The organism is Corynebacterium falsenii, assembly GCF_020099275.1.
In the GTDB taxonomy this organism is placed as follows: Bacteria; Actinomycetota; Actinomycetes; order Mycobacteriales; family Mycobacteriaceae; genus Corynebacterium; species Corynebacterium falsenii.
In genome coordinates this window covers 1,925,754-1,943,015 of sequence record NZ_CP083646.1, presented here as the reverse complement: position 1 = coordinate 1,943,015, position 17,262 = coordinate 1,925,754, and the positions used below count along the sequence as shown (strand labels likewise).

Annotated in this window: 12 protein-coding genes; 9 read left to right on the top strand and 3 right to left on the bottom strand. The window is 62.5% G+C overall.

All coding sequences use genetic code 11. The annotated features are described in order from the left end of the window. Positions 1 to 9: 9 nt before the first annotated feature. Positions 10 to 774: a hypothetical protein gene (locus tag LA343_RS08530; protein ID WP_144084493.1), complete on the bottom strand. Its 765-nt coding sequence runs from the start codon at positions 772 to 774 to the stop codon at positions 10 to 12. Positions 775 to 959: 185 nt separating this feature from the next. Here LA343_RS08530 and rpsP point away from each other — a divergent pair, with 185 nt between their 5' ends. Further along, positions 960 to 1,454, top strand: coding sequence for a 30S ribosomal protein S16 (gene rpsP / locus LA343_RS08525; RefSeq protein WP_025402913.1), 495 nt, complete (start codon positions 960 to 962; stop codon positions 1,452 to 1,454). Positions 1,455 to 1,564: 110 nt separating this feature from the next. Here rpsP and arsB read toward each other — a convergent pair whose 3' ends face one another. After that, positions 1,565 to 2,668 (bottom strand): ACR3 family arsenite efflux transporter, encoded by a 1,104-nt coding sequence (gene arsB, locus LA343_RS08520; protein WP_025402912.1) that lies wholly within the window; start codon positions 2,666 to 2,668, stop codon positions 1,565 to 1,567. 137 nt (positions 2,669 to 2,805) lie between these two features. Between arsB and LA343_RS08515 the strand changes: the two genes are divergently transcribed. The 4 genes from LA343_RS08515 to trmD all read left to right on the top strand — a co-directional run bounded on the left by LA343_RS08515 (position 2,806) and on the right by trmD (position 6,190). Continuing rightward, on the top strand, positions 2,806 to 3,138 hold the full coding sequence (locus LA343_RS08515; RefSeq protein ID WP_025402911.1) for an ArsR/SmtB family transcription factor: 333 nt from the start codon (positions 2,806 to 2,808) through the stop codon (positions 3,136 to 3,138). Between the two features lie 129 nt (positions 3,139 to 3,267). Next, positions 3,268 to 4,611 carry an NADP-specific glutamate dehydrogenase gene (gdhA, locus tag LA343_RS08510; protein WP_025402910.1) on the top strand — a complete coding sequence of 448 codons (1,344 nt, stop codon included), beginning with the start codon at positions 3,268 to 3,270 and terminating at the stop codon, positions 4,609 to 4,611. Between the two features lie 121 nt (positions 4,612 to 4,732). Beyond that, entirely contained in the window at positions 4,733 to 5,314 is a 582-nt protein-coding gene (gene rimM / locus LA343_RS08505) for a ribosome maturation factor RimM (RefSeq protein WP_025402909.1), read from the top strand. 3 nt (positions 5,315 to 5,317) lie between these two features. Then, positions 5,318 to 6,190: a tRNA (guanosine(37)-N1)-methyltransferase TrmD gene (gene trmD, locus LA343_RS08500; protein WP_025402908.1), complete on the top strand. Its 873-nt coding sequence runs from the start codon at positions 5,318 to 5,320 to the stop codon at positions 6,188 to 6,190. 24 nt (positions 6,191 to 6,214) lie between these two features. Here trmD and betA read toward each other — a convergent pair whose 3' ends face one another. Beyond that, on the bottom strand, positions 6,215 to 8,011 hold the full coding sequence (betA, locus tag LA343_RS08495; protein WP_025402907.1) for a choline dehydrogenase: 1,797 nt from the start codon (positions 8,009 to 8,011) through the stop codon (positions 6,215 to 6,217). Positions 8,012 to 8,408: 397 nt separating this feature from the next. On the opposite strand from betA, the gene betT (LA343_RS08490) reads away from it, so the two are divergent. From betT (LA343_RS08490) to LA343_RS08475, 4 genes are all read left to right on the top strand, one after another. Continuing rightward, positions 8,409 to 10,619, top strand: a complete 2,211-nt coding sequence (betT, locus tag LA343_RS08490) for a choline BCCT transporter BetT (RefSeq protein ID WP_025402906.1) — start codon at positions 8,409 to 8,411, stop codon at positions 10,617 to 10,619. A 106-nt stretch (positions 10,620 to 10,725) separates the two neighbouring features. Beyond that, on the top strand, positions 10,726 to 12,312 hold the full coding sequence (locus LA343_RS08485; protein ID WP_039910927.1) for an aldehyde dehydrogenase family protein: 1,587 nt from the start codon (positions 10,726 to 10,728) through the stop codon (positions 12,310 to 12,312). Positions 12,313 to 12,513: 201 nt separating this feature from the next. Continuing rightward, positions 12,514 to 14,715, top strand: a complete 2,202-nt coding sequence (gene betT / locus LA343_RS08480) for a choline BCCT transporter BetT (protein WP_052337560.1) — start codon at positions 12,514 to 12,516, stop codon at positions 14,713 to 14,715. A gap of 53 nt (positions 14,716 to 14,768) precedes the next feature. Beyond that, entirely contained in the window at positions 14,769 to 17,225 is a 2,457-nt protein-coding gene (locus LA343_RS08475) for a Tex family protein (RefSeq protein ID WP_025402904.1), read from the top strand. Positions 17,226 to 17,262: the final 37 nt, after the last annotated feature.

Genomic DNA, 17,262 nt, shown 5'->3' with positions numbered 1-17,262 from the left:
ACCTGAGGGTCAGTTCTGCGGAGCTGGCCCTTCGCTTTTTTCTGAAGACGAGTCCGCGGCTGGAGTCTCGGACCGGATGGGCAGGATTCCCACCGCGAGTGTGATGGCTAGCGCGAAGATGGTGGAGAAGCTGATCAGCACGTAGGGGACTGGGCGGAAGGGCGTGGTGAAGGCGGGGTCGTAGAGTGCCGGTGCGAAGAACCACACGATAATCACCCCGGCTATGCCAAGGACTATCCGAAGCGCTTTATTGGGCATCCGTTGCAGCAGGCTGCCCATGGCTGCACCGACAGCGGCTGCCGCCAGGTAAACCACCCATACGCACAGCAGTCCGGTCCAGTCAAAAACCGATTCCTCAACCCACGACTCGGCAGTAAGGTAGGGGCCGCCCGCGTACCTGTTGCCCAGTTCGGCCAAGGGATCAATATGGGACAGTAGGGCATTGGGGTCGCTGTTCGTCCAGTACACCAAGAGCCGTCCAATCGCGTTGGAGAGGGCGAACAATGCAGAGATCCCGAAACTCCACAGCGCAACCTTGAGCCCCCATGATGATCGTGGTTCCTCGGAGGCGGTATCGGCGGGAGTGCGGACGGCCAAGAAAGCCACCAGTGCTGCCGAGAACGCTATGCCCAGATCCGTAATCAGGTAACTATCGATTCCGAACAAGCGTGGCAGAAGGAGCAGCGCGACGAAGATGACCCCGATCACGAGGGTGCTTCTGCGCAACCCAGGACTCGTTGAGCGCTGTGCATCGTTGGTGCTGGATGTGGACATAACTCACAGTGTGCCATTTTGGTCATGCGAGCGCGATCCATTAATATCGTTGGGGTTGTCTGCGTAACACCGTCACCGACCACGGTCGGCCGGTGGTCACACGCAGGGTAAACATCGAAGGGCTGAACCGGCTCGCACCCGCGAGTGTCCGAACTGCCCAGTGACCACAAGAAAGTGAGGGCCACATGGCCGTTAAGATCAAGTTGCAGCGTATGGGTAAGATCCGCACCCCCGAGTACCGCGTGGTTGTGCAGGATGCCCGTACCCGTCGTTCCGGCAAGGTTATCGAGAACCTGGGCATCTACCAGCCCACCAACGAGCCTTCCGTGATCCGCATCGACTCCGAGCGCGTGCAGTACTGGCTGGGCGTTGGCGCACAGCCGACCGAGCCCGTTCTGGCACTGCTGAAGGTAACCGGCGACTGGCAGAAGCACAAGGGCCTGCCGGGCGCTGAGGGCACCCTGAAGGTTGCCGAGCCCAAGAAGTCCAAGCTGGACCTGTTCAACGAGGCTCTCACCGAGGCTGCCGATGGCCCGACCGCTGAGGCTATCACTGAGAAGAAGCGCAAGGCCAAGGAAGAAGCCGAGGCAGAGGCTGCTGAGAAGGCTGCCGCCGCTGAGGCCGAGGCTGCTGAGTCTGAGGGCGAGTCCGCTGAGGCTTCCGAGGATAGCGCTGAGTAAGGCTGAGTAGAGCCAAGCGAGGCTGACTCTTTTCTCAAAGCCCCATGCGTGGGGCTGTGCACGAGCACAGCGTCACGCATGGGGCTTTGTGCTGCCCATGGCAGTGATACTCACTGCAGCGATTGCAGCGATTGCTGGGGCAGCGTGGGATCCCCGGCGAACAACTTGGGGCCCAGCCACCGCATGACGTACACCAGACCCACGAGAACGGGCACTTCCACCATGGGGCCGATCGTCCCGGCCAACGCCTGCGCAGATGATGCTCCGAATGTTCCGATAGACACGGCGATGGCGAGCTCGAAGTTATTGCCCGCAGCGGTGAACGACACCGAGGCGGCCTGGGCGTAGTTCATTCCGGATGCCCGAGACACCCCCAGAGCGAAGAAAAACATGATGACAAAGTAGAGGAAGAGTGGGATGGCCACCTTCGCCACGGTCCAGGGCGCCGCCGTTATGGCGTCGCCTTGAAGGGTGAAAAGAAGAACAACGGTGAACAACAAGCCAATGAGCGCGAGGGGCGAGACAGCGGGGAGGAAAGTGTTGGTGTACCAATCGCGGCCGCGGGTGCGCTCGAGGATCACCCGGCAGAGCACGGCCGTGAGAAGGGGAATGCCGAGGAACACGCCGACGGACACGAGGATGGAGGCCAGTGTGAAGTCCGCGGATGCGGTATCGAGTCCAAGCCAGCTAGGCAGAATCTCCAGGTAGAACCAGCCGAGGAAGCCGAACATGGCGATCTGGAACAGCGAGTTCAGAGCGACCAGCACGGCGGTGGCTTCGCGGTCGGCGCAGGAAAGATCCGACCAGATGAGAACCATGGCGATGCACCGGGCGAGCCCCACGATGATCAGACCAGTGCGCAGCGCGGGGGAGTCGGCGAGGAAGATCCAGGCCAGGGTGAACATTAATAGAGGCCCGACCAGCCAGTTCAGCGTAAGGGAGACTGCCATAAGACGGCGGTCGGTGGCGATCTTCTTCGTTTGATCGAAACGCACCTTGGCCAGCGGCGGGAACATCATGATGAGCAGGCCGATGGCGATGGGGATGGAGACGTTGCCGACCTCGAAGCTATCGAGAACTTCTTTAACACCTGGAAAGGTCGAGCCGATGAAGAGCCCGGCAGCCATCGCGGCGAGGATCCAGACGGGCAGGAAGCGGTCGAGCAGTGACAGCGAAGGTTGGGAAGGTTGGGAAGGTTGGGTGGAGTGGGGCATGAGTTTTAGGGGAGAAACCTTTGTTGTTCGGTTGGAGCTCAGGTTGGGGTCCAGTGGAATACCCCAGCCCTAGGCCTGCGAGCGTCGTTCGCCCTCAGCTTAGTATAGATGTCCATCAATACAAGTAGGATGGTTCCATGACTGCATCGTGTACACCTAACGAGTGTTGCTCGCTCATCGCCGGGCCACTGAGCGAGAGCGAGGCAACGTCAGCTGCGTCCCTGTTCAAGACCCTCGGCGATCCCACACGGCTGCGCATCATCTCCTACATCGCGTCCGAGGGATGCGAGCCGATGAACGTGAGCGCCCTTGCTGAGGCGCTGGAGTTGACCCAGCCCACAGTGAGCCATCACGTGCGCAAGTTGTGTGAGGCGGGCCTGGTGCAGCGTCATCAGGTGGGGCGCAGCGTGCAGCACATCATCGTCCCGGAGGCTTTCCAGACGTTGCAGACGGTGCTGGCCATCGGGTAGCTAGCGGGTGTGACCCGGAGATCGTTTCACTTGGCAACAGATGTACCCTGGATGGTGGACGATCGTCGAAGCGCCCGGCGTGCGATCCGAGCCGCGGGCGTCATCACCGCTAGGAGAAGACCACACAGCATGAATGTCGAAGCGACTGTCAACGGGTACTACGAGCAGATCCTGAAGCGCAACGCCGGGGAACCAGAGTTCCACCAGGCAGTCGCCGAAGTTCTCGACAGCCTCAAGTACGTCCTCAGCAAGGATCAGCACTACGCCGAGTTTGGCCTGATCGAGCGGATGACTGAACCTGAACGGCAGATCATCTTCCGTGTGCCGTGGATCGACGACGCCGGAAATGTCCAGGTCAACCGTGGATTCCGGGTACAGTTCAACTCCGCCCTGGGTCCATACAAGGGAGGCCTGCGCTTCCACCCATCGGTGAACTTGGGCATCATCAAGTTCCTCGGCTTTGAGCAGATCTTTAAGAACTCCCTGACCGGCCTGCCCATCGGCGGCGGCAAGGGCGGCTCTGACTTTGATCCGAAGGGTAAGTCCAATCGGGAGATCATGGCTTTCTGCCAGTCCTTCATGACAGAGCTGCATCGCCACATCGGTCAGTTCCGGGACGTCCCCGCTGGCGACATTGGAGTGGGAGGCCGCGAGATCGGCTACCTGTTCGGCCAGTACCGCCGCCTGGTTAACCAGCACGAGTCTGGAGTTCTTACGGGTAAGGGCCTGAACTGGGGTGGCTCGCTGGTGCGCACCGAGGCTACCGGCTACGGCACCGTCTACTTCACCCAGGAGATGATGGGTGCCCACGGCGAACGGCTCGACGGCACGAAGGTGATCGTCTCCGGCTCGGGCAACGTGGCGATCTATGCTGCGGAGAAGGCCCAGGAGCTCGGTGCCACCGTGGTGGCGATGTCCGACTCGTCCGGCTACGTTTACACCCCAGAAGGCGTGGATATTGAGCTGCTCAAGGACATCAAGGAAGTGCGCCGCGAGCGCATCTCCGTCTATGCCAAGGAGACCGATCACGTGAAGTACGTTCACGGCGGCAACATCTGGGAGGTCGAGGCGGACGTCGCGCTTCCCTGCGCCACGCAGAACGAGCTGGACGGCGAATCCGCACGTCTGCTGGCCGACAACGGCTGCCGCTACGTGGCTGAGGGTGCCAACATGCCCTGCACCGCTGAGGCCGTAGAGGTCTTCCGTAAGCGCAAGGTACACTTCGCTCCCGGCAAGGCGGCTAACGCTGGTGGCGTGGCAACGTCCGCACTGGAGATGCAGCAGAATGCCTCCCGTGATTCCTGGAGCTTCGAGTACACGGACAAGCGCCTGCGCGACATTATGCGCAACATCTTCAAGGCCTGCGACCGCACTGCGGCTGAATACGACAAGCCGGAGGATTACGTGGTGGGCGCCAACATTGCTGGCTTCCGCAAGGTTGCTGATGCAATGCTGGCCCAGGGAGTCATCTAGGCAGGTTGCAGCATGTGCAGGCGATCTTGACTGCACCGTTTACTTCGCCCCCGACCCATTGAGCAATCCCCTGACCGCCTCACTGTTCGTCTCCCTGCCCCCACTGTCTACACTGTCAGTCATGCAGGAAGTTCACATCGGGCGCGTTATCAAGCCCCACGGGGTCAAGGGGGAAGTGGTGGTCGACCCCACCACTGACACCCCAGAGCAACGCTTCGCCATCGGCGAAGTTCTCACCGGCAAGCAGGCAGGAAAACAGCGCGAGCTCACCATCGCCACCATGCGCCCGCACCAGGGCCGCCTGCTCATTCGGTTTGAGGAAGTTCCCGATCGCACCGCGGCCGAATCCCTGCGCGGCCTGCGCTTTTATGCTGCGCCCATCATCGATGACGACGATGCTTATTACAACCACGAGCTCGAGGGCCTGCGCGTCCTCACAGTCGGGGACGTCGATGAGACCACGGCCCACAATCGCGCCTATGAAGGCGAGCAGCCGGAGCCCGAGGACATCGGCGTGGTCACCGGCGTGCAGCGCACTCCCGCCGGCCAGCTCCTTGAGGTTGCTGTGGATCAGGACGTTGACCTGCCCACCGCTGGGTCCACCATCCTCATTCCATTCCGCCACGCCATCGTGCCGATCGTGGATCTGGACAACGAAGCGATCGTCATCACCCCGCCCGCCGGCCTACTGGAGCTGAGCTAGCCCATGCGCATCGATGTCGTCACGATTTTCCCTGAGTACCTCGAGCCACTCCGCCACGCCCTGCTGGGCAAAGCCATCGAGAAGGGCATCCTGCAGGTCGGCGTGCACAACTTGCGCGCCTGGACGCACGACGTGCATCAGGCTGTGGACGATTCCCCCTACGGAGGTGGGCCCGGCATGGTCATGAAGCCGGGGGTGTGGGGCCCCGCCTTGGACGATGTCGCCGCGCACACTGGTCCCGCCGCTGATGCTGTTGACCTCACATCGTCGACGCCCCACCGCATCACCCCCACCAAGGCCGATGGAGGTATGGGGCAGGGGGATGCTGGTGGCGTCGAGAAAAAGGACAAGAAAAAGCCCCTGCTAGTCGTACCCACGCCGGCGGGAAAGCCGTTTACCCAGGATATGGCCGAGCGTTGGTCGGCCGAGGATCACTTGGTGTTTGCGTGTGGCCGTTATGAGGGTATCGACCAGCGCGTGTTCGAGGATGCTCAGGAGCGCTATCGCGTTGAAGAGGTGAGCATCGGCGATTATGTGCTCATCGGTGGGGAAGTGGCCGTGCTCGTGATGGCGGAGGCCGTGGTGCGGCTGATTCCCGGAGTGCTGGGCAACCAGGCCAGCCACCAGGAAGATAGCTTCCAAGACGGGCTGCTGGAGGGGCCGAGCTACACGAAGCCCAGGTCGTGGCGCGGGCTGGATGTGCCGGAGGTGCTGTTCAGCGGCAACCACGGGAAGGTGGCTCAGTGGCGGCGGGAGCAGTCGCTGGAGCGAACGCTGCGCAACCGGCCGGATCTCATCGAGGAGCTGGAGCGCCGTGGAGATATGAGTGAGGCCGACCGGACGTATCTCCAGTCGGCCTCGGAACCAGACGCTTAGCGAGTCGTTAAGACCCGCTAGTTCCTAGTGATCAGCGCCAGGGATGGCGTGCACGTGATCGCGCACCTTCTCGCCCTCGGCGTACAGGGGCATGTCCTTCTTCGCCTGGTAGAAGGGCAGGTTGATCGGATCGAGGGGCTTGACGCCCTTGATCAGGTCAGCGGCCTTCTCGGCCAGCATCATCACGGGGGCGTAGATGTTGCCGTTGGTGATGATCGGCATCACGGACGCATCGACAACGTAGAGGCCATCGACACCGTGGACCTGCATGGTCTCCGGATCAACCACGGCCATCTCGTCCTCGGCCGGGCCCATCTTCGCGGTGCAGGAGGGGTGCAGTGCGGTCTCGCCGTCATTGCGGACCCACTCTAGGATCTCCTCGTCGGTCTGCACGGCTGGGCCGGGGGAGAACTCGCGGGTGCCGTGCTCTGCCATCGCCTCGGTGGCCATGAGCTCACGAGCCTTGTGCACAGCCTCGACCCACTCGCGGCGATCCTGCTCGGTCTTGAGGTAGTTGAACAGCATCTTCGGCTTGACGTGCGGGTCCTTGGACTGGATGCGCACCCAGCCCTTTGTGTCGGAGAACATCGGGCCCACGTGCCACTGGAAGCCGTGCTTGACCTTCGCCGGGGTGCCGTCGTAGCGCACGGCCATCGGCAGGAAGTGGAACATGAGGTTCGGGTAGTCCTCGTCGTCGTTGGACCGCACGAAACCGCCGGCCTCGAAGTGCGAGGTAGCCACCGGGCCCTTCTTGGTCAACAGCCACTGCAGGCCCATGAACGGCCAGCGCCACTTGTGCAGGTAGGGCTGGGAGGAGTACTCGGTGTCGACCTCGTACTGGATGTAGACCTCGAGGTGGTCCTGCAGGTTCTCACCAACGCCAGGCATGTCCTTGACGACCTCGATGTCGAGGTCCTCCAGGAGCTTCTTCGGACCGACGCCAGAAAGCTGCAACAGCTGCGGGGTATTGATAGCACCGCCACAGAGAATCACCTTATCGGCGTAGACGCGGTGGGTCTTGCCCTTCCACTCGTACTCCACGCCCACGGCCTTGGTGCCCTCGAAGAGCACGCGCGTGGTGAACGCCTTGGTGCGCAGGTCGAGGTTCTTGCGGCCCATGATGGGGTGCAGGTAGCTGCGCGCAGACGATGCGCGGGAGCCGTGCTTGATGTTGCGGTCGAAGGGGGCGAAGCCTTCCTGGCGGTAACCGTTGACGTCATTGGTCAGGTGGTAACCGGATTCCTGGATGGACTTGAACAGGGACTGGAACAGCGGGCTGGTTGCCGGGCCACGGGAGAGGTACAGTGGGCCGTTGTGACCACGGCGCGGGTCGTTGGGCTCTGCGGCGGCTGCGGTTTCCATCTTGTTGAAGTACGGCAGGCAGTGCGCGTAGTCCCAGTTCTCCATGCCGGGCAGGGCGCCCCACTTCTCGTAGTCCATGGGGTTGCCGCGCTGGAAGATCATGCCGTTGATGGAGCCGGAACCACCGAGCACCTTGCCGCGGGCGTGGGGCACGCGGCGGCCGTTCATTTCCGGCTCGGGCTCGGTCTCATACATCCAGTCGTAGTGCTTGTTGCCGATGGGGAAGGAGAAGCCCGAGGGCATGTGGATGTAGAGGTCCCAGATGGAATCCATGCGGCCGGCCTCGAGAACCATGACCTCGCGGTCGGCGTCCTCGGTCAGGCGGTTGGCCAGCACGGAGCCTGCGGATCCGCCACCGACGATCACGACATCGCGACGGCGATCCTCCACGACCTCGCCGCGGGTGTCGTTGCGGCCGGTGCGGAACCTCTTGGGAACAACCTTGTCGAAAATACTCACCAGATGTGCCTCCAATGGCGTAGCTAGGGCAGTCCTTGTGAAGCCTCGTATGACGCGAGGGGAGGGGGCTGCCGACGTGTTTTGATTGTCCGTCAAAATGAGCGCTGAATAGTTGCTCCATGTTTGCTCTTTGTGGAGCGGGAACATTCGAGCGCGAACTCTTACAAGTATGCCAAAAGATTTCTTTGTATGCTAGGCACCAGGTCAGGGCGGGTAAAGTTCTACCTCACTAGTGAGGTTTAGTGTTTTTCAGCTTGCTCGATCCAGTTTTTCACTTGAAGTTTAGGTGACAGGTACGTGTATCCTACGTAACGTACTTTCGATCACGGGGTTTATCGATGGTTCCTCGTGCATTGCTCGTGCGTCGAAAATTCTGATATCCGCTTGAGAGGAATAGATGAGCCGTAGAGAACGAGAAGAAAGCAATCCCGCCGAGAATCCACCAGGCGAGCCATCAGCAGCATCCACCAACGATCGCGGCTCCAAGATTCGCAGCCGCGTCCTCGTGGGCAACTTCGACGTCAACGATCGAGACGCATACATCTCGGGTGAGGTGACTCCTCCCAAAGCCAACTGGCCTGTCTTCATCATTTCCGCCATCGGAATCGTGGCCATCGCTTTGTGGGCAGTGATCGCTCCCGACAACGCCAACCAAATCCTGGGCGACATCACCACGTGGATCTCCACCAACCTCGGTTGGTTCTACATCCTCACCGCCACCGTGTGCGTGGTCTTCATCCTCGTCGTCGCCTTCTCGAAGTCCGGTAACCTCCGGCTAGGCCCCGACCACTCGCGTCCGCAGTTCCGCCTGTTTTCTTGGTCGGCGATGCTGTTCGCCGCGGGCATCGGCGTGGACCTCATGTTCTTTTCCGTAGCCGAACCCGTCACTCAGTACCTCACCCCGCCCGAGGTTGCTCCAGAGTCGAAGGAAGCCGCCGAACAAGCCGTGGTGTGGGCACTGTTCCACTACGGCATCACCGGCTGGGCAATGTACGCCCTCATGGGCATGGCCTTTGGCTACTACGCCTACCGCCTCAACATGCCGCTGGCCATCCGCTCTGCCCTGTATCCACTGATCGGCAAGCGGATCCACGGACCTGTGGGTGACGCCGTGGACATCGCCGCCGTGCTCGGCACCATCTTCGGCATCGCAGCCTCCCTGGGCATTGGCGTGGTTCAGCTGAACTACGGCCTGAGCCTCATCTTCGGATGGGATGAATCCGTCACCGTCCAAATGGGGCTGGTCATCGTCGGCGTCGGCGTGGCAACGCTGTCCGCCGTCTCCGGCGTCGACAAGGGCATTAAGCGCCTGTCCGAGTTCAACGTGTTGCTGGCCATCGGCCTCGTCGCCTACGTCGTCATTACCGGAAAGACTTCTTTCCTCTTCGACGCCCTCGTGATGAACATCGGCGACTACGTCTCCTCCTTCCCGAGCATGACGATGGACACCATGGCGTTCTCCAACGACCCGGAGGCCACCAAGGCATGGATGGGTGCCTGGACCCTGTTCTTCTGGGCATGGTGGGTCGCCTGGGCACCCTTCGTGGGCCTGTTCCTCGCGCGCATTTCCCGTGGCCGCACCCTGCGCCAGTTCGTCGTGGGCACCATGACCATCCCGTTCCTGTTCATCCTGGCTTGGATGAGCTTCTTCGGTAACACGGCTTTGGACCGCGTCCGTGGCGGAGACACCGCCTTCGCCGAGGCGACCGCCGCCCGTCCGGAACAGGGCTTCTACGACCTGCTCTCTGACATGCCCGCAGGCGGATTCCTCATCATCCTCGCCACGATGATCGGCCTGCTGCTCTACATCACCTCGGCCGACTCCGGCGCACTGGTGACCGCCAACTTCACCTCGAAGATCGAGGACAGCCGACAGGATGGCCCCCGGTGGTCCCGCATCTTCTGGGCCGCCCTCGTGGGTGTGCTGACCCTCGTGATGCTGCAGATCGACGGCGTAACGACCGTTCAGTCCGCCACGATCGTCATGGGTCTGCCGTTCTCGATCGTCATGTACCTCATCATGCTGGGGCTGTGGCGCTCCCTGCGCCTGGAAAACCTCAACGCCGATGCCCGTACGATCTCCATCCACTCCGCCATGTCCGGCCGTTCGGCCTCGTCCGGCGACAAGCAATCGTGGCGTCGTCGCCTGAACCGCGCATCGACCTGGCCCTCCGCAGACCAGGCCAGGAAGTTCATGGCGGGCGTGGCCATGCCTGCCCTCGAAGCCGTGGCCAAGGAGCTCAACGAGCAAGGCATCGAGGCCACACTCGTCGGTTCCGAGGTTCCGGATTCGCCCGTGGGGCAGTTGGACCTGTACGTCCCGCTGGGCGATGAGCAAGACTTCCGCTACCAGATCTATCCCATGGAATACCCGGTGCCGGACTTCACTCGCCGCGCCGGCGGCCGGGACACGTACTATCGGCTGGAGATCTTCGACCGTACCGGATCGATGGGCTTCGACGTCTTCGGCTACACCACGGAACAGATCATCGACAACGTATTGGACCTCTACGAACGCCACATGGAATTCCTGCACATGCAGCGAGATCTCCCCGGCACGTCCGATCTCTCCGACGGTGCAGATCCAGTGCGCAACTGGGAAGAGTAAGCCGCGCCCATTCGCACCCGACCGCACCCTTCATCCCGATTCCCGCTAGTTTCCGCTAGTTTCTCGACCAGTTTCCTCACATTTCGATAGGAGCATCACAGACCTTATGTCTTCCACCCAGTCCACGCTGTTCAACCCAGCAGAGTGCGAACTTCTCAAGGGCGTGCACGCCAACCCAGAGCAGCCCGCCAGCCTGTTCATCAACGGCGAATGGGTCCCCGCAACCAAGGGCGAAACCCGAACCATCATCAACCCTGCGGATAACACCACTGTGGGCGTCGTATCCGAAGCCTCTGATGAAGACACGAATAAGGCCATTGCCGCCGCCCGCACGTCCTTCGACTCGGAGGTATGGTCCAGCGTGCCCGCCGTCGACCGCGGCAAGCTGCTCCTCGGCGTGGCCCAGAAGATCCGGGAGAACAAGGATCTCTTCGCGGCCGCGGAATCCGCCGATACCGGCAAGCGCTTCCCGGAGTCTCAGGCGGACATGGACGACATCGCCAACGCCTTCGACTACTTCGGCACCCTCGCGCAGCACGCCGCGGGCCGCGTTGTTGATCCCGGCGATCCCAATGTTCGTTCTCGTATCGACGCCGAACCAGTCGGCGTGTGCGCACTCATTACTCCCTGGAACTATCCGCTGCTGCAGGTGTCCTGGAAGGTCGCCCCGGCACTGGCAGCCGGCAACTCGTTCGTGCTCAAGCAGGCCGAGCTGACCCCGCACACCGCGATGCTGCTCATGGCAGTCCTCGACGAGCTGGGCCTGCCCGCCGGCGTGGGCAACCTCATCACCGGCGCGGGCGCTAACTGCGGCAACCCGCTTTCGGAGAGCCCGGATGTGGACATGGTCTCGTTCACCGGCGGCCTGCAGACCGGTCGCCTCATCGCCCGCAACGCCGCAGAGTCGGTCAAGCGCGTGGCGCTGGAGCTCGGCGGCAAGAACCCCAACGTGATCTTCGCCGATGCTGACTTCGATGCCGCTGTGGACAACGCCCTCAACGGTGCATTCGTCCACTCCGGCCAGGTGTGCTCGGCTGGTTCCCGCATCGTGGTCGAAGAATCCATCCACGACAAGTTTGTGGAAGCACTGACCAAGGGCGCGGAGAAGATCAAGCTCGGCGGCCCCCTCGATGAAGCAGCCGAGACCGGCGCGCTCATCTCCGAGGATCACCGCAAGAAGGTCGCGGATTACGTCGACCACGCCCGCGAGCAGGGCGCCACGGTGCTCACCGGTGGTCGCATCCCCACCGACGAGGACAACAACGGCCCGCACTCCACCGGCAACACCGACCTGACCGGTGGCGTGTACTACCTGCCCACCATCCTGGACAACTGCACCCAGGAGATGGACTGCGTGCACGACGAGGCCTTCGGCCCCACGGTGACCATCGAGACCTTCACCACCGAGGAAGAGGCGGTGGCCATCGCCAACGACACCGTCTACGGCCTGGCTGGTGCGGTGTGGACCTCCGATGCAGGCAAGGCCGAGCGCGTGGCCCGCAAGCTGCGCCACGGCACGATCTGGATCAACGACTTCCACCCCTACCTGCCGCAGGCGGAGTGGGGCGGCATGAAGGCCTCCGGCATCGGCCGTGAGCTTGGCCCCACCGGACTGGAGGAATACCAGGAGCACAAGCACGTGTACACCAACATCGCTCCCGCTGTGACCGGCTGGTTCGGCGGCAACAGCTAGGAAGCACGATTGTGCGGTGAATTCCGCTCGTCGCACCACATGGAAAACCCACCCATGTGGTGCGATTTTTGTGTAAGAGGTTCCTTAACAAATCGGGTATGCGATAGTCATTAATGGTAAAGGCCCCGTGAGGGGCTTAATCGCGAGCTCGTGGCGGCGCTGACGTGTGCTACGAGCCCACCTTTGTGAAAGGAACCTCTTTTGTCTGCCGACAGCAGTGCACAGAGATCTTCCGCCGCGCCACGAGCGATCGTGGGCACGTATTCGGCCGGAAGCAACACGGACAAGAACTCAGAGAAGCCCCGCGCCAATTGGGTGGTCGTGGGCGTCACCCTCACCATCACCCTGGCCGTTGCCATCTGGGCGATGGTCGAGAAGGACAGCTTCGATTCCAGCATTGGAACCATCACCTCGTGGCTCACGACCAACCTGGGTTGGATGTACGTGGGCACCGTTGCCCTCGCGATGATCTTCATGGTCTGGGTGGCAGTGACCAGCGCCGGAAACATCCGCCTAGGCCCCGATCACTCCAAGCCGCAATACAGCTTGTTCTCTTGGTCCGCCATGCTCTTCGCTGCCGGCATCGGTATGGGAATCATGTTCTACGCGGTGGCCGAGCCGCTCGCACAATACGCCAACCCGCCGGTGGGTGATGGCCAGACTGAACAGGCTCTGCAGAACGCCGTGGTGTGGACGATGTTCCACTACGGCATTTCCGGCTGGGCGCTCTACGCACTCATGGGCCTCGCTTTTGGCTACTACGCATACCGGCTGAACATGCCGTTGACCATCCGCTCCGCTCTGTATCCCATCATCGGTCGGCGCATCCACGGTGGCATCGGAAACTCCGTGGACATCGCGGCGATGCTGGGCACTATTTTCGGCGTAGCGGCCTCGCTCGGTATCGGTGTGGTGCAGCTTAACTACGGACTGAAGGTGTTGTTCGACCTTCCGGAGAACAAGGCCATGCAGATCGCACTGATCGTGCTCGCCGTAGGTGTCGCCACCATCTCGGCAGTCTCCGGCGTGGACAAGGGCATCAAGCGGTTGTCCGAGATCAACGTCTACCTCGCTGGGCTGCTCATTCTGTTCGTGCTCGTCACCGGCCGCACCGGATTCCTCCTGGACTCGCTGGTGAAGAACATGGGTGATTACCTCTATCAGCTCCCACAGTGGACCTTCGAGACCTTCAGCTACAGCCAAACGCCGGTGCAAACTCAGGAGTGGATGGCCAACTGGACCCTGTTCTTCTGGGCCTGGTGGGTGGCCTGGGCGCCGTTCGTGGGCCTGTTCCTTGCCCGCATTTCCCGCGGCCGTACGTTCCGTCAGTTCGTGGTCGGAACCCTGTTCGTGCCCTTCCTTTACATTGCGCTGTGGGCCTCCTTCCTCGGCAATGTGGCCATCGACCGAGTGCGCGAGGGCGACACGAACTTCCTGGAGACCACAGTCGATAGCCCGGAGCGGGGCTTCTACATGCTCCTCGAGGGCATGCCCTGGGCACCCGCCATCATTGCCCTGGCGCTGGGTGTCGGCATCCTCTTCTTCGTCACCTCCGCTGACTCCGGCGCGCTCGTCATGGCGAAGTTCTCATCCTTCTCCGACGAAGCGCAGCAGGATGGTGCACCGTGGATGCGCGTGATGTGGTCGGCTTGTGTCGGCATCCTTACTATCGCCATGCTGCAGGTCGGCGGCATCGGAACGCTGCAGATGGCCACGCTCATCATGGGCTTGCCCTTCATGGTCGTGGTGTTCCTCATCATGCTCGGCCTCGTGCGATCCATCCGCCGAGAAAGGGCACAGCTGGAGTCGCGCGGCGTGGCTCTGCATTCTGCAATCTCCAGCCGCACCGGCGACGGCGGCGATTGGGAAAAGCGCCTCGATCGCGCGAACTCGTGGCCCAACGATGCCGAGGTCAACGAGTACGTCCTCAACGTCGCCAAGCCCGCCCTGGAAGAAGTCGCTTTGGCACTGGACAAGCGCGGTTACCACACCACGCTGCTGCTGGCCGACGCCTCCGATGCCAATGCCAAGCAGCTAGACCTGTCCGTGGACTTCGAAAAGGAAGCCACCTTCCGTTACCAGCTCTACCCCGTGGTGGAAAAGACCCCGGACTACGCTCCCGATACCCTCCTTGCGCACTACTACCGCCTCGAGGTTTTCGGAGCGAATGGCTCTTTGGGCTTCGATGTGTACGGCTACACCAAGGAACAGCTCATCGGAAACGTGCTGGACCTGTTCGACCGGCACCTGGAATACCTGCACATGCAGAAGGACATTAACGGCGAGGCCGACCTCACCGCCTACTCCCGCAAGGCACCGGGCTGGGCGGAGGACTTCCAGGACAGCGACAGCAGCGACGTCAGCGAAGCTCCCGCAGCCAAGAACAATAAGGCAGGCAGCTAGTAACCCGCACCTCATGCGGTCGCGGGGGAGCGGTGGTCACTAGGATGGGCGCAATGCAAGACAGTCCAACCCGTGACACCGCGAAGACAGCAGCGCCCACCGCCACCAACGAACAGATCGCGCAGACCATTGCCAGCGAACTGTCTGTGGATCCGGCCCGCGTCCGAGCAACCATCGCCCTGCTCGATGAAGGCGCCACTGTCCCCTTCATCGCCCGCTACCGCAAGGAAATCACCGGTGGTCTCGACGACACCCAGTTGCGCTCCCTCGAGCAGCAGCTGCACTACCTGCGAGAGCTCGAGGACCGTAAGGCCACGATCCTGCGCAGCATCGAGCAGCAAGGCAAGCTGACCGACGAACTCCGCCGCAGCATACTCGAGGTCACCACGAAGGCTCGTCTCGAGGATTTGTACCTGCCATACAAGACCACTCGCCGCACCAAGGCCACCATCGCCCGCGAAGCTGGGTTGGAGGAGCTCGTCGACGAGATCCTCACCGGCACATCCACTGACCCGGCCGAGCTCGCGGAGAAGTTCATCACCGAGGGCTTCGCGGATGCAACGGCAGTGCTCGCGGGTGCCCGCGCCATCGTCATCGACAACGTGGCCACCGATGCCGACCTCGTGGGGGAGATCCGCAACGAGTTTTACGAGCGCGGCCACCTCACTGCCTCGGTCGTTGAGGGCAAGGAAGCAGAAGGCGCGAAGTTCCGCGACTACTTCGAGTTCGACGAGCCCTTCACCTCACTGCCGAGCCACCGCATCCTCGCTCTGCTCCGCGGCGAATCCGAGGGCGTGCTGTCGCTCACCTTCGGCCCGGGCGACAACACAGCCGATGCCACCGCTACCACAGACGGCGCCGAGTTCTACGAAGGCATCATCGCCCAGCGCGCCGGCCTGGAGCCGCAGGGCGATGCCGCGGACAAGTTCCGTGCCACCTGCGTGCGCTACGCCTGGCGCACCAAGCTATCCATCAGCTCCGCCGTGGACGTACGCATGCGCCTCAAAGAGCGCGCCGACCAGGCAGCCGTGGACGTGTTTTCCACCAACCTCAAGGATCTCCTGCTGGCAGCCCCCGCTGGCCAGCGCGCCACGATGGGCCTGGACCCGGGATACCGTAACGGCGTGAAGTGCGCCGTGGTGGACCCCACCGGCAAGGTGCTCGATACCGTCGTGGTCTACCCACACACCGGCGGCGCCAAGTGGGAGCAGGCCCGCACGATCCTGTCGTCCATGGCCGCCAAGCATGGTGTGGAACTCCTCGCCGTCGGTAACGGCACCGCCAGCCGCGAAACGGAAAAGCTCGCCCGCGAGATCGCCGACCTCATCGCCCAGGCCGGCGGCACCAAGCCCCAGCCGGTGATCGTCAGCGAATCCGGCGCGTCCGTTTACTCTGCCTCAGAGGTCGCCGCCGCCGAGTTCCCGGAGATGGATGTCTCCCTGCGCGGTGCCGTCTCCATCGCCCGGCGCCTCCAGGATCCATTGGCGGAGCTGGTGAAGATTGATCCGAAGTCCATCGGCGTGGGCCAGTACCAGCACGACGTCAACCAGACCCTGCTCGCCCAGGGCCTCGACTCCGTGGTCGAGGACGCAGTGAACTCCGTGGGCGTGGACGTCAACTCCGCCAGCGCCCAGCTGCTTCAGCGCGTCGCGGGCATCACCACGACCATCGCGGACAATATCGTGGCCTACCGCGACGACAACGGCGCCTTCACCTCTCGCAAGGAGCTGCTCAAGGTGCCGCGACTCGGCCCCAAGGCTTTCGAGCAGTCCGCCGGCTTCCTGCGCATCAACAACGGCTCCAACCCCCTGGACGCCTCCGCCGTGCACCCCGAGGCCTACCCGCTCGTCGACCGCATCACCGCCGCCACCGGCCTGGACGTGCCCCAGCTCATCGGCAACTCGCAGGCCCTGCGTTCCGTGCGCCCCGGCGAGGTCGCGGATGAGCAGTTCGGCATCCCCACGGTCACCGACGTGCTTGCCGAGCTGGATAAGCCCGGCCGCGATCCCCGCCCCACTTTCGCTACCGCGCAGTTGGCCGATGGCATCGAGGAGATCAAGGACCTTGCTCCGGGCATGGTTCTCGAAGGCACCGTCACCAACGTCGCCGCTTTCGGTGCGTTCGTCGACATCGGTGTGCACCAGGATGGCCTCGTCCACGTCTCCGCCATGTCGGATCGTTTCGTCAAGGACCCCCACGAGGTCGTGTCCTCCGGCCAGGTCGTCAAGGTCAAAGTCATGGAGGTCGATGTGACGCGCAACCGCATCTCCCTGTCGCTTCGCCTCTCGGATGAACCCGGTTCCTCCGATTCTCGACGCCCCACCGGGCGCACTGCACCGGCCACCGGTGCGGGTAAGTCCAGCCGGGGCGCACGTCGTGGCGTCGACAAGAACACCAACCCCAAGGGGCAGCGACGTGGCCACGGATTACAGGGATCACAGGGATCGCGCGGGGCAGGGCCAGCAGGCTCGATGGCTGAGGCTCTGAAAAAGGCCGGTTTCGGCAGGTAGTCACGTGCCGGCGACTCGCCGCGATTTGGCTTCGCGG

Bases quoted from the DNA above. Each gene is read 5' to 3' on its own strand.
- gdhA (WP_025402910.1), top strand. From the start codon at position 3,268: ATGAATGTCGAAGCGACTGTCAACGGGTACTACGAGCAGATCCTGAAG.
- arsB (WP_025402912.1), bottom strand. From the start codon at position 2,668: ATGCCCCACTCCACCCAACCTTCCCAACCTTCCCAACCTTCGCTGTCA.
- rpsP (WP_025402913.1), top strand. From the start codon at position 960: ATGGCCGTTAAGATCAAGTTGCAGCGTATGGGTAAGATCCGCACCCCC.
- LA343_RS08485 (WP_039910927.1), top strand. From the start codon at position 10,726: ATGTCTTCCACCCAGTCCACGCTGTTCAACCCAGCAGAGTGCGAACTT.
- betT (WP_025402906.1), top strand. From the start codon at position 8,409: ATGAGCCGTAGAGAACGAGAAGAAAGCAATCCCGCCGAGAATCCACCA.
- trmD (WP_025402908.1), top strand. From the start codon at position 5,318: ATGCGCATCGATGTCGTCACGATTTTCCCTGAGTACCTCGAGCCACTC.
- LA343_RS08515 (WP_025402911.1), top strand. From the start codon at position 2,806: ATGACTGCATCGTGTACACCTAACGAGTGTTGCTCGCTCATCGCCGGG.
- LA343_RS08530 (WP_144084493.1), bottom strand. From the start codon at position 774: ATGTCCACATCCAGCACCAACGATGCACAGCGCTCAACGAGTCCTGGG.
- LA343_RS08475 (WP_025402904.1), top strand. From the start codon at position 14,769: ATGCAAGACAGTCCAACCCGTGACACCGCGAAGACAGCAGCGCCCACC.
- rimM (WP_025402909.1), top strand. From the start codon at position 4,733: ATGCAGGAAGTTCACATCGGGCGCGTTATCAAGCCCCACGGGGTCAAG.